The organism is Catonella massiliensis (genome assembly GCF_016651435.1).
GTDB lineage: Bacteria > Bacillota > Clostridia > Lachnospirales > Lachnospiraceae > Catonella > Catonella massiliensis.
On record NZ_JAEPRJ010000001.1, the window covers coordinates 1,825,787 to 1,839,300 of the forward strand.

A 13,514-nucleotide genomic window follows, 5' to 3' on the forward strand; every position below is an offset into this window, starting at 1 on the left:
ATCATTACCTCGCGTTTGCAGGCTCTATGTTTATCTTCTTTCCTTTAATCTTCGCATTCTTCATAGCATGAAGAACTTCCTTACCATTCTCTGCAGGCACCTCTACAAAGGTGTACTTGTCATACATCTGGATTTCTCCTACGAGCTTGCCTGAGATGCCTGACTCACCTGCTATTGCTCCAAGGATGTCACCAGGCTTAACCCTGTCCTTCTTTCCAATGTTGATGAAGAGTCTCACCATACCGCTTTCATTGCTTCCTCCAAAATCAACATCCGAATCGGACGCCTCATCACTGCTGCTCTCCTTAGAAGAAAGATAAAGCTTTAAGAAAGCCGCTGCCACATCAAGAGAGGTGAAGTCTTCTTCATTTACCTTCTGCTCGATAAGCTCTGTCATCTTGGTTAAGTCTTCATTCTCAATAATCTCTGAAAGCTCGCTAAAGAGGCTGTCTACCCTTGTATTGGTAACATCATCAAGTGATGGCACAGGCTTAAGCCTAATCTTAGTATGGCAGTAACGCTGAATCTCTTTAAGCTTGTACACCTCTTTACCGCTTACAAAGGAAAGGGCAAGGCCTGATTTACCGGCTCTTCCGGTTCTTCCGATTCTATGTACATAGTATTCGTCATCCTGTGGCAAATCGTAGTTGATAACAAGGTCAACTCCCTTTACGTCAAGTCCTCTAGCAGCCACGTCAGTAGCTACAAGGATTTCGGTCTTTCCATTACGGAAATTGCCCATTACCCTGTCTCTCTGCTGCTGCTTAAGGTCACCGTGAAGACCCTCTGCAAAGTAGCCTCTGCCCTGAAGTTCACCTGCAACCTCTTCTACCTTCTTCTTGGTATTACAGAATACTATACTTAACTCAGGATTGTAGATATCAAGAAGTCTTGAAAGAATCTCATCCTTGTAGTTTCTTCTTACCTCAAAGTAATACTGCTCTATGTTCTCAACTGTAAGCTCTTTTTTAGCTATCTTTATATTCTGTGCCTTTTTCTGATACTTCCTTGTGATGTCAAGGATTGGCTTTGGCATGGTAGCTGAAAAAAGCATGGTCTGTCTCTCCTCAGGCACTTCAGCTAGGATGGTCTCTATATCATCTCTAAATCCCATATCAAGCATCTCGTCAGCTTCATCAAGTACCATAATCTTAACCTGGTCAAACTTCACTGTCTTCCTTCGCATGTGATCCATTACACGGCCAGGAGTTCCCACTATAATCTGTGCTCCCTGCTTCAAGGACTTTATCTGCTTAACTATGTCCTGTCCGCCGTACACAGGCACCAGCTTGATGCCATGCATATATCTGGATAGCTTTCTTATCTCTCCACATACCTGAAGCGCAAGTTCTCTGGTAGGGCAAAGTACTACGGCCTGTAAATGCTTATTGCTCGAATCAATATTATTTAAGATAGGTATAGAAAATGCTGCTGTCTTTCCTGTTCCTGTCTGTGCCTGGCCTAAGATATCCTTTCCTGTGATGGCTACAGGTATGGCCTCAGTCTGGATAGGAGTTGCCTCCTCGTAGCCAAGCTCCTTTACAGCCTTTAATATACGCTCATCAAGTTCCATTTCATTAAATTTCAAATTATAATTCCACCTTTCGTGTTCAAATAACATTCTCTTATTGATTATCTATTACTGAAAGAAAAGGGCATCTCCGTAATGAGATGCCCGGTAACTGATAGATTATAGCATAGAGGCAGGATTTTTGTCAAATAGCAGATTATTTAATCCCCTTAGCCTTTTTGAATTTTTTATATGCCTCTCTAATTGTATCACCTTTGATAAATTCCCCTGTTGTTTCACTGTTATTACCCAAGGCTCGTTTCAGTTTAGCCTTATATTTTTTTTCAGAAATTTCAACACCTTTATAATAATATGTATGTTCTATTGGGATTTTTCCATCCTCTTTATCTTCATAATGCCCTGACCATACCTTTACAAACTTCCCTTTTTTTATCGAATATACATCATCAGAAAAATAACCCATATATGCAAATGGATTATGAAGAATATTTTTCTTTTCTACATATCCCAGCATAAGTCTGTCGGTATTTAATGCAACAACACCTTTGTTATATGTACAAACCAAGCAGCCTGCAGCGGAAAATCCCCCCTCTACCACAAGTTCAGGTATATTGTCATTATTCAGATATATAAATGAATAAGGGGAATCATGTGCCACTGCTTTCGAAAAATTCTCTCTCACATACTTCTCGTAAGCAGGCAGGATTACTTTCTCAAACTTCCTTATTTCTGCCTTCTTTTTAGCCGTAGATTTTTTTGCTGCCTCATTCTTCGTCACTGCCAAGGTTTCTTTGTGCAATTCTGCACCGCATACCTTTTCTTCAACTACCAGTACGAAAGATACTATAATTAAAAAACTAACCACATACATATACCACTTTAATTTTAGCTTCATTTATCATTCCTCCTGATCACTTATATATTTACCAAGTTTATAAAAGCCTTACAAACCGGTTTTAGTTCGGATATAAGGCTTTTAAATGTTAAAATCAGATAACCTAAAACAAGCATATAATTCTTATATAAGCTCTAACCTATTTTTTAATATAAATTAAGTGCTTTCTAAGTTCATTCTTTTTCATGTTTACAAAAAGACCATCTGCACTTATATCATCTTTGTTCAGGTTAGGTAAGGTTTTATGTCCTGATTTTATATCCAAAAAATATAGCTTTGCTCCCTTAAGCTTGCTCCAGGTCTTTTTGCTTACATCTTTTCTTACTACTCTTTTTATCTGGATTTCAATTTTCTTACCGGCAGCTTTATTACAGATATCTTCTAAAGCATCACCTGATATAGTAACAGTTCCTATAGGTAACTCAAGTTTAAGAGTTTCCAACTCTTCATCTAACATATCCTCAATAGATTTTAATGTAAGATTAACTGTTAATTTCTTAAAGTTCTCAGGAACAGCCTTAGCTTCGACAGTTATTACGCCCTCATCTTCCAGTTCATCTAATGCCTTATAAACAGCATCCTCTGATATATTTAATGCATATTTATTATTTTTATATTTTTTTAGTACAGGAACAAGTCTTACCTCAACATTACCAGATGTAATATCGTATTTATTCTGATTTTTAACAGGTTCATTATTATTCTCAGCACTATTTTCAACGCTGTTTTCAGTAATTTTCTCATATACTGCATAAATATCAGTATTACCGGTTATATTGGTATAATTCTTATCCCAGCCTTTGAAGATATAGCCGGTTTTTAACGGAGCTACCGGAGCTGTAGCATTGGCATTTTTCTTAACAGATTCTTTTTTAATAAGGGTTCCGCTACTATCTAAAAATCTTACAATACAACTTGCTTCCTGCTTCTTTGCATCTTCTTGTTTTTTAGCATTTTCATCTGTTTTCTTTGAATCTTCATTGAGTTTTTCCAGTCTGAATTTTTGAGCTTTGCTTCCATTCGGGATAATCTGCCAGATATTTGCACCATTTTTTTCTATCCACTCATTTTCTACATCAAACATAAAACCTGAGTGCTTAGCCATCATTCCAAAGGTTCCATCTGCATTCTTTACAAGATACCATCTCTGATTATCTGTTCCCGTCCAATACCACAAAAGAACATTAGCTCCAAGATTCTTACTGATATCCTTTACATCAAAAACCTTATTTCTTAGTTCGTTTGTAATCTTATATGTTCCATCTTCTAAAACTTCAAAGTTCCACACCTGATTCTTTTGACCATTAGCCTTACTTATATATACATTAGGTGCTTCAACGCTCATATTATCATCAGCAGTTACAGCCATGTCAGCGTTACCAACTGTCTTTATGATGTATTTACCATTGCTTACAGAAGTCGTAGTTGAAGCCGGCTTGAAAGGATTTTCTATAATAAACTTCTGTGCCCTGCTGCCATTTGGTACAATCTGCCAGATATTTGCTCCTTCTTTATCTAACCACTCGTACTCTACATCAAATCTGAAATGTGAATGCTTGGCTATAAGCCCAAAAGTTCCGTCAGGATTTTTTGTCAGATACCATCTCTGATTATCTGTTCCCGTCCAGTTCCACAACAAAATATTAGTTTCGTTATCCTTAAGTATATCCTTGACATCAAGCACCTTATTTCTAAGTTTATTTACAATTTTATAACTTCCATCTCCTAAAACTTCAAAATACCAAAGCTGATTATCAGCTAAATTGTTTTTACTGATATATACATTAGGAGCTTCAACTCCCATGTTACTATCAGCTGTAACAACCATATTGCTGCTGCCAAGAGTTTTGATTATATACCAACCATTATATATTTCAGTTGTAGTGCTTGGGAGCGGAGGCACTGAATCTGTTTTAAAATCAGGTCTAATATAATGTGTGAAGTAAGCCTTCCTAAATATGCCCTTTTTAACCGGATCATAGTTACCGTAGCTATTCTTCCCGCTTCGGTTTTGATCCATAATCTCAACCGTATCATTGTTGGCACTTAGAACAATTCCTACATGGCCGTAAGGACCCGCAGTAGTCGCCGCCACATCACCGGGCTGTGGCACAAAGTTACCTGTAGTAGGGTATTTTGTCCAACCGGCAGGTGGATTGCTCCAGGTAAACGCATTAGCATTTCCCCAAAGTATAGGCTTACCTAAGTATTGATAATAAAAACTCAAAAAATCAACACATTGTGCACCATTTTGTGCACCATATTGTCTGTCAAAGTCTAAAAATTTACCTTCCTGACTTCTGACCCAATTTAGTGCCTCTTCTCTGGTACGGGCAGTTTCTGCATACGCGTTAACATTAAAGATATAACTAACCAAAAATGTAAATACAAAAACTACAGTTACAATCCTTTTTCCTATTTTGTTCATAATCTCTCCTCCCATTTAATTTAATAATCTCTCGGAATCTCTAAGCCAGTAAATATAAGGCTTTCAGATTCCTTTTTTATTAAAATCCCCCACTTTTTTTGACAAAAACACTTGACAAATCTATCGAAAAATGCGGCGCTACGCGCCCTTATTTATAATACATATTTTTCGATTGGAGGCGATTTTATGTTACCTGTTAACTGTGGCAGCCATGCCGACTACCAAAACTTTGTTGTTAAAAATCTTCGTAAATATTATCCTAACCCGGATGCAATTGCCCGCTCTACTTGGGATATCATTGAACGTTTTTGGACTTTGGATTTATCTTACACTGATGAACTCATGCGTGATAAATACTCTAAATTTGGTCCGGCTCCAAGAACACCTTCCTGCATGCAACGCTCTTATCTTTTATCCATTGACTTTAAGGTTACTTCCATAACCGATTGGGTCGCTCAACTTAAAATCAATCCATTGTACGCAATACTCAGCGGTTTCGAAGTAGGAAATATACCGGGTGTCGGTACTTTTTATGATTTTTTTAACCGCTTATGGGATTCTGAAGATAATAATCTTTCTCCCAGGATTCATCCCGTAAAAGCGAATGTAAAGAAACCACAAAGCAAAGGTGCAAAAGCTGCATCTGTTGAAAAAGTAACCGTTGACCAGCTGATTACCAGGCATGACCACACTACTTTTATTCCTGAACAGCAGCCTTATCATTCACTGCTTCAAATTTATAAAAAGCAGTTTCTTGATGTGTCTGTATCTAAAGGATTAATCAATGCTGATTCTTTATCTGTAGCAGGTGACGGCACTCCTGTTGTTACCTCTCATAGAATAAGAAGCAGCCGTATTTGTTGCTGTCGCAAAAAGGGTATTTCTGAATGCAGCTGTGACAGATACTTTTCCCAACCGGACTGCGATATCGGATGGGATTCTTCCAGAGACTGTTGGTATCATGGATATGATTTATATATGCTGGTTGCATCCGATTCTGAAAGCGACCTGCCTGTTTTCCCTTTATTAAATCCTGCTTCTAAACATGATTCTCATGGATTTTTAGAAACATTTTTCAGAATGAAATCCCTTCTTCCTGATTTCATCGTTACAAAGCTCCTTTTAGATTCTGCCCATGATGCAATGCCTATCTACGAGTACTGTAAACAGGAAAACATCACGCCTTTCATTGATTTGAATGAAAAACGTGGTATCAAAGTCAAATACAAAAACGACTTTACCATCGGTAAGGATGGTGTCCCTGTCTGTAAAGAAGGATTTGGGTATTATAGACTCCATCCCCTTGTACTGCTCAAAAATAATCTCATGCTGGTGCTCACATACATCTCGTCCATCTGATAGTTTTCCTAATGGGAGCAACAAGATTTCAAGCTGCTGTATTGCAACAAGCATTTTCAAGCTTTCCCAAAAGCCTTCCGAGGGATGTCCTCCAAAATATCCGTCTATCTGTCCTTTTGCAAATTCAGAGCTTTTTTCGGCGCTCACAAATATACGAACAAAATCTTCAATAGGATTACCTATTAAGTTGTAAACCCAATCAATAATCCATATATCCCCAGTGCTACCTTCAATTATATTTCCTATATGAAAATCACCATGCAACAAACAATGTTTGCTTTCTGTATCACAGTAAGGTGTCCCTAGAATATAATCTCTGAAGATGCTCCCTCTGTATGTGTATTGTCCGGCGATTTCAAGTTCCACATATTTTTCAAGGATATATTTTATTCGTTTGTTCAAGAGCATATGTTTAGGTTCACATACAGCATGGTAATCCAATTCATGTATCCTTTTAAGATACTTACCAGCTGCAATACCTCTTTTGTACTTTTCTTCACTTGGAGCATTTCCCAATAGCAATATGTCAACCGATGTGCCAGGAATCCATTCAAGCAGTTCATATGGGAGTAAATCCACATCGGTTTTCCCGACTTCAAGTATCAATGGAGTATGGATGCCATTCTCCAAGATACGTCTATTGATTTCGGCATTCAATTGCACATTACGCTCATTATTATAGCTGTATATTTTGAGAAGATACTTACTACCATCATGTGCAGTGAGCATATATTTCACAGATTCTGATCCGGCATCAAGACGTTTTGTCTTTTTTATACCCCCATGTTTTTCTAAAGTAATCAAATGACATTTTATGCTATCCATCTTGAAACATCCATACACTTTCTCAATTGTTGGTTATAACTAGAATATTTTATTTCCTTACAATTTCCGATATTGAAAAAATTGTAGCAACGATAACATCTATTATTGCGGGAGCGACTGTCCACCAATGTGCTCCTTCTCCAACTGCACTAACTCCATTTCCCAGTATGGTTAAGTCCGTAAATGCACCCACTATAAAGAATACAAAAAATGAAATAAAAGTCACTATTGATACTATATTTTCAACCTCTGACTGCATATAAGCAATTAGTCCCAAAGCCACACATGCTAAGACAAACCAAAGAATAATAGCCCCTGCGCTATCCATAGTTGCAAGTCTTAAAACAACACATTCAAAAAGAACTGCCATAGTAGCACAAAACCATGATCCAACGACTTCATTTCCTGACCAAGAAGCCATAAACATGATAAAGAACACTACTGGAACTACCCAAACTGCGATTGCGAATAAGTTATAGTTACTTGCAAAGGAATAAAACTTGTTAAGATCAAGTAACAATGGTATGCAAAATGCCGACACACCAATTAACAAAACGAGAAAAATTACGTCGAAAGTGCTAAATCTCTGTTTCAGACGGGACTGTCTGTTGGCAGCTCCTACTCTGATTCTATCTCCAAGTTTTGCACTGCTAATTATTGCGGCAACAAAAGTAACGATAAGAATACCAAAGAACTTCCATGCGTTCGATGCACTTGTAGAGTTAAATCCCATCTGTGTATACCTTACCGTGGTAACACCGAAACAGGTTATAAATCCCCAAATCCAACTGAACACAATTCCTACAGAACTTGTATTTTTTAGGTTAGTTGCAAAACACATTAATGCTATCGAAACCAGGCTTGAAACTGTATATAGTTTATAATTCAAACCATATAGCATAGAATCGTTGTAGGAAATTGATCCATTGCTCACAAAGGGAGCAAGACAGAAACAGATGTTAGCAATAAAAATAATCCAACTAATCGGATATAGAAATCCTGCAACATTCGCTATTTTGTCCTGTAAAGGGATTCTAGTTTTACCTTGTGATGTCTTCACATTAGCATAGCCAGCTAACGCTCCCTGTGATGGTTGGACATTGTATTTTGTTACAGGTGTACCTGTTACTGTTTGAGTTGAAGAAGGTGGTTTAACAACACCTGAAACACCTGACGAACTATTTATAGTATTCGTTGGCGGTGTTACAACAGGAGAGGGGAACGGCCTTTGGTTTGTAATGGACTGATAGAATCTTTCATCAGCTTCACACCACGGACAAGATGAGAGCCCTTTTTTATACAAATGCTGATTGGGATATTTTGAGCATTTAATTAAACCCTTTTCATACTCAGAAAGTGCTGAATACCATTCTGAAGCATCAGGTCTCTTCTTTGGATTTTTTGCACCATCAATAAATGCTCTTTTAAATAATTTCTTTATTTTATCCGGCAAAATGCTTACAGGAGGAACAGCAGTCGCCTGCGGCTTATTTCCAGGATTGAAACAGTATAAGTTTCGTTTAATGGCTTGGTTGCCTACACCAGGTGATGCAGATGAGATCCTCTCTGTTTCTTTAATACCATTAAAAGGAGTGTAGCCATTCATTAAAAGCCTAAAAATATGAATTGCTAGCGCAAAATTATCGGTTTCCTTTGTGAATGTAGGTAGCGGTGCATTAGCATAAGCATCTGTTTTGTATGGCTCACATTGCTTAAGTAGCTCAGGGGCAACATATCCATCTTTACACACCTTACACCTGAATGCTTTGTTATTCCTTTCGTCAAGAACTATATGGTAACTATCTGTGTCAAGAAAAGCTACCATTCCAGTTTTCATATTAATTCCAATATTACCTGGATTAAAGTCACCAAATACATACCCTGCTCTGTGGACAGCATTTATAACCGTACATATATTCATGGCTATAATCAGCTTATAATTCAGAGCTATCTTTGACTCTGGGTTGGTCGGTGGATATGGGTAGACGTCTCCCAACTCAGCATTAATATCAAGCTTTGGCATAACAAAGCCCTTAAAAATCCTGTTTTCATCATAAACAACATCTATTGGCCACGCCACTTGATTTAGCACACTAGATTCAGGTGGATTATCTGCCATATAACGTAACTTTTGTTCCAATTCTTTCGATACTCTACTCGAGAAATAGATTTTAATCACTTGATTTTGATTTCCAACGAGCCTGAAAATTTCTCCCTCTCCACCCTTACTAAATGATCTATTTTCCAATGTATATATCTTACCGGACAATCCAACGAGTTGCCCCTGCTTCAAATTATATGCGTGGCTTGTCGCAACACTTCGAGCATTGGAACTGGTACTATTCGAATTGACGGTCGGTGTAATGCTTTGAGCATAGGATCTGGTACTATTCGAATTGACAGTGCTGGAGGGATACGCTGTTTTCCCCTTACTATGTAAATTAATCAGAGTCCTAACATCAGATAAAACGTCCTTTACCACTATACCCTGATTTTTATCGAGCTGATGTTTTTTGATAAATGCTGCTATCTCACTTTCATTCAATTCATTATAGTTGTGCTGTTTCAGCTCTGCTTCGAGCAACTTTATGTATTCTTCATACGTCCTAACCATTCTCTTAGCTCTCCCACATTAAGATTTATATTACTTTGACCTGCTTGCAGACTGTCCATGCCAAGCCGATGTCGTTTGCCCCGTTCCCCATGTGCTCCTGTACTGCGTGTTTGAGGAAGATTTGACAGCATTATTAGAAACTGTTCGCGAGGTGTTTTGAGCAGGAGAAGATGCTCTTGAAAAAGCGTTGGCCTGGCTTTGTGTTGAACCTGTTTTTCCAGATGCCTGTTTGAAAGCATTTTTATTTGCCGCATTTCTCGCTTCAACCTGCCTCATATGTTCAGAATAAGAAGAGACACCTTTCATAGCTTCAGCCCATTTATTACCGGAATTACTTGCCGACTTTTGGGCAAGAGAATCGTTCCTTCTAAGATGTGGATCCTTTTCAAAACTTGTTTCTCTGTTCTGCATAATACTGAATACCTCGCATATATTATTAACGTGCCATCTCAGCCACGTGACTGGCTCGTACTTTTTCCATGTGAATTTGACACTTGGTGGCTATCTGCTGTACCTTGCGTGCCATGAGTAGCACCTTTTATTGAGTTTTTATTTACGTTGGCTTTATTTTCAGATGCTACGCCATTGTCATAATTATTTTTCCTTGTTCTATTATTATGTGCTGCCTTAAACTTGTCTGAAGTCTGCCCACAAAGAGATGGATTCTTTTTACATGCCTCCCCACAAGATTGGGAGAAAGCCTTAGCCTTGTCAGTTATCCCCAGATCATGCTCAACAGTATGTATTTCCCCATAACCCTTGTGAACACTTTGCGGCAAGGCAACAGCCTGTCCGTCTTGTCCTATATGATGATGAACCAATGTTTCGCCTTTATACTCTTTATATTGCGGGAAATTATCCACAAACTTCTTATCAACAACAGGTGATTTTCCGGATTCTATCAGCATATTATTTTTCTTACTGAAGTATTCTGGATGCTGACCTTGAAGCTCCTTAAAATAATAAGAGCTGCTTCTTTCCCATCCCTGCGAGTTTACGTTTGGACCAGCATTCCCCTTATATCGCATATTTACCAATAATTCGTTCGGATGGTTAATAGTATACGTTTTTCCTTCAGATGTGGTTCTATCAGCATTAAGCTCGCTCTTGGTAATTCCTTCGTATAAACTCACTCCCATCACAAGCTTGCCTCCATGTTCCCTATTGTCTTAGCAAGAGAATATGACAGAAGCACCTCATTTTTTGTATCAGACTCATAGCAAAATAATTTGCCCGTAGCGTTGTCATAATATATGAAATAACTGTCATCATCATTCACTGTGGCATTTCCGATTAGAAACATCTCCGTTCCTGGAAATGTGTATTGAGCATCATTGAAGTTCCTCAGAATAACTCTTTCTAATGGCTCAAAGCCGTCAATCTTGTAAAAATGCAGTTCACAGCTTCCAAACACTCCAGAAATCGCAAGAAAGTAGCACGTGTTGTAATAATCTTTAAGCTCTCGGGATAACTTGAAGCCCAGTTCATCTTCACAAACACCCCAGTCAGATTCCACATCCTGCTCTTTTGGAGCCCATTGTATTTCTCCATCCTCATCTGGAGAACCAATTAGCAGTGCTTTGTTAATAGTTTTCGAATAAGGCACCGTCGGTTTTGTTCCAAAGGTGCTATTATATAATGAATCAAGTTTTGGAAAATATTTGCCGAATGCGGCCTTCATATCCAAATTCATTAATTTCTCCTATCTTTCAAAGCTCGCATGAAATACCCGCTGCTTCAAATTGAAATTTATGGTGTACCGAAGATTCATTCTCAGTTGTTGCAAAAGATTCTGGATCTCCGATGAAACCTTAGCATCAAGATTTTCTCCAGATGATGAATCTGGAAGCTTAAACACACAATCTGTCTTGCCGGAATGAAGTGCGCCTGATAAATAATCTCTCATTTGCTTCCTTGTAGTCATCACAAGATTATTCCGTTCATAATATCCATAGCCTAAGCATTCAGCTATTGGATACTTTTCTTTTTCAAACCGGTGATCCCTGGCAATCTGTTCAGTTGATAACCCGAAGTAATCATACCTGAGAACTTGTCCGCTTCTGATAGTCGTGTCAAAAGTCACATCTACATGAAGCCAGTTTTCGTCCAATTGGATCATATTCCATGCATGACTTTCTTCAATCTCAACCCCCGGATCACAGCCATATCCATATACAATTCGGCAAGGAATATTCATCATATCAAGCAAATATTTATATGCCTTTGCATATCCCTCACAGACCCCTTGCTTTTTGGTAAAAGGCCCTACAATGGTGTGAAGATCTTTATCAATTCCATTAATATATCTGACATTCCGTGCCAGAAAATCGTGTGCCTGAAGAACTCTGGAATAGTTATCATTTCCTTGGATTCTTGATACCAACTGGCTCCTCTTTTTTCGACACGAATCCAAAATCCGTTTAAATGTCGCTTCATCATAACCGTAGCTTGGATATACCGCCGTAGTTATCGGGCTATACATCAACTTAAATCCGTTTACGAAAAACAACTCCGGATTACATACCAGTTCGTTCTGAAGACACGATTGCAATTTTTCATTAGAAAATAAAGATGCCACCGTTATCTCATCAGAATAAAGATAAAGAGATTCGATGATTTTATTTAAAGCATGCCTTTCTGCTTTTGAGGTAATGCCCATCATCAAATCTCCTTTCAAAAATGCACGATCATTCTGTATCGGGACTGTTTTCAGATTTAGAAAAAAGCTTCTTGAACACACCTTTTCCCTTATCAAGTTTGGCACCATATTTTATTTGAGTTTTTCCCTTTTGTTCTTCATCGTTGATGAATCCCTCACAAGGAACCTTCTTCAAATCCTGTGTTTCATCTGATAAAGCTCCTTCGTTACCTGCACTTTTCCTGGTAACACTACTGCAAGAATTATCATTATCTTCTTCATCCCCGGCGCCACCGTTCGCTTCCATGTTATTCTTTATTTCCTCTTGATCGTTTTCTGCATCTTTGAAAAGATGTGGATATGCGGCTCTTTTCCATGCTTCTTCGTACCTGCGGCGCAGTTCTTCCCAATTTGGTTCTGCATAATAATCTGGCTCCTGTATTTTCATTTCAAAATCCGGATTTACCATAACCACCACAGTTTTATCATCGTTGACCTGTGCATCCGGTATGCTGTCCATAAATTCTGACACTTTTTCTTTTACGTAGTCTTCCCCGGATTCCTCAATATGCAGGGAATCTGGTCCCATAAAATATCTTGCCAGCGCAACATAAATATTCACAGGTTCATTTCGAATGTATACAGGGAAAAGCGTTTCAAGCATTCCGTCAGTCGCCAGAAAAACGCTTACCACCGGCTCAGGAAATTTGCCAAAAACCCATTTATCTTCACCAAAATATAGTGGAAAAACACGTCCTTCTTCATCTCTTTGTTGCTCAACAACTTTTTTGTAGAGACCTTCCGCTGTCAGCGTTACAATTCCACTATCTCCCGACTGGCCATAATAAAGAGCATTCCCCCTAAATACGGCCAAGGAGAGTGTTGTATCGTATTGATCTAAGTCGTGTCCGTTGTCAGTCGCAACCTTCTCAATACGAGACTGTGCCAGCGCAAAAGAGTCTCTGATAATTTCCATAATCTGTTCATCAGAGCAATCATCTTTTATGTTCTCAGCACAGTACTCTGTAGAGATTTTTGCCGCCATCTGCGAAGCAATATCCGAATGTTCTTCACTACCCAGTCCATCTGCAACGGCGGCAATAACATACGACTCATCACATTTGATAATATTGTGAGCATCCTGACAAATCAAGCCATGCTTTACATGGTATGTTCCTTGTTGCGTTATTCCATAAGTATAAATCATATTATTATCAGCCTCCG

The 13,514-nt window shown here is 38.4% G+C and carries 10 protein-coding genes and 1 pseudogene; 1 reads left to right on the forward strand and 10 read right to left on the reverse strand.

From position 1 onward, the window contains the following. Nucleotides 1-4 precede the first annotated feature (4 nt). From JJN12_RS08305 to JJN12_RS08315, 3 genes are all read right to left on the reverse strand, one after another. A complete protein-coding gene (locus JJN12_RS08305; protein ID WP_208429241.1) occupies nt 5-1,621 on the reverse strand; it encodes a DEAD/DEAH box helicase in 1,617 nt (538 codons plus the stop codon). Between the two features lie 106 nt (nt 1,622-1,727). After that, nucleotides 1,728-2,426 (reverse strand): hypothetical protein, encoded by a 699-nt coding sequence (locus JJN12_RS08310; RefSeq protein ID WP_208429242.1) that lies wholly within the window; start codon nt 2,424-2,426, stop codon nt 1,728-1,730. Nucleotides 2,427-2,565: 139 nt separating this feature from the next. Beyond that, on the reverse strand, nt 2,566-4,854 hold the full coding sequence (locus JJN12_RS08315) for an RICIN domain-containing protein (RefSeq protein ID WP_208429243.1): 2,289 nt from the start codon (nt 4,852-4,854) through the stop codon (nt 2,566-2,568). 186 nt (nt 4,855-5,040) lie between these two features. Here JJN12_RS08315 and JJN12_RS14190 point away from each other — a divergent pair, with 186 nt between their 5' ends. Continuing rightward, nucleotides 5,041-6,213: a hypothetical protein gene (locus tag JJN12_RS14190; protein WP_236013739.1), complete on the forward strand. Its 1,173-nt coding sequence runs from the start codon at nt 5,041-5,043 to the stop codon at nt 6,211-6,213. A 90-nt stretch (nt 6,214-6,303) separates the two neighbouring features. On the opposite strand, the pseudogene JJN12_RS14720 reads toward JJN12_RS14190, so the two are convergent. From JJN12_RS14720 to JJN12_RS08350, 7 genes and pseudogenes are all read right to left on the reverse strand, one after another. Beyond that, nucleotides 6,304-7,038: pseudogene (locus JJN12_RS14720) on the reverse strand (aminoglycoside phosphotransferase family protein); the annotation flags it as partial. Nucleotides 7,039-7,087: 49 nt separating this feature from the next. Continuing rightward, entirely contained in the window at nt 7,088-9,652 is a 2,565-nt protein-coding gene (locus tag JJN12_RS08325) for a hypothetical protein (RefSeq protein WP_208429245.1), read from the reverse strand. A 30-nt stretch (nt 9,653-9,682) separates the two neighbouring features. Then, nucleotides 9,683-10,063 (reverse strand): hypothetical protein, encoded by a 381-nt coding sequence (locus JJN12_RS08330; protein ID WP_208429246.1) that lies wholly within the window; start codon nt 10,061-10,063, stop codon nt 9,683-9,685. Nucleotides 10,064-10,101: 38 nt separating this feature from the next. After that, nucleotides 10,102-10,791: a hypothetical protein gene (locus JJN12_RS08335; protein ID WP_208429247.1), complete on the reverse strand. Its 690-nt coding sequence runs from the start codon at nt 10,789-10,791 to the stop codon at nt 10,102-10,104. Beyond that, nucleotides 10,791-11,345 (reverse strand): SecY-interacting protein Syd, encoded by a 555-nt coding sequence (locus JJN12_RS08340; protein WP_208429248.1) that lies wholly within the window; start codon nt 11,343-11,345, stop codon nt 10,791-10,793. The genes JJN12_RS08335 and JJN12_RS08340 overlap by 1 nt, the downstream gene beginning before the upstream one ends. A gap of 9 nt (nt 11,346-11,354) precedes the next feature. Next, nucleotides 11,355-12,314, reverse strand: a complete 960-nt coding sequence (locus JJN12_RS08345; protein WP_208429249.1) for a transglutaminase domain-containing protein — start codon at nt 12,312-12,314, stop codon at nt 11,355-11,357. 25 nt (nt 12,315-12,339) lie between these two features. Continuing rightward, on the reverse strand, nt 12,340-13,497 hold the full coding sequence (locus JJN12_RS08350; protein WP_208429250.1) for a protein phosphatase 2C domain-containing protein: 1,158 nt from the start codon (nt 13,495-13,497) through the stop codon (nt 12,340-12,342). Between the last annotated feature and the right edge of the window lie 17 nt (nt 13,498-13,514).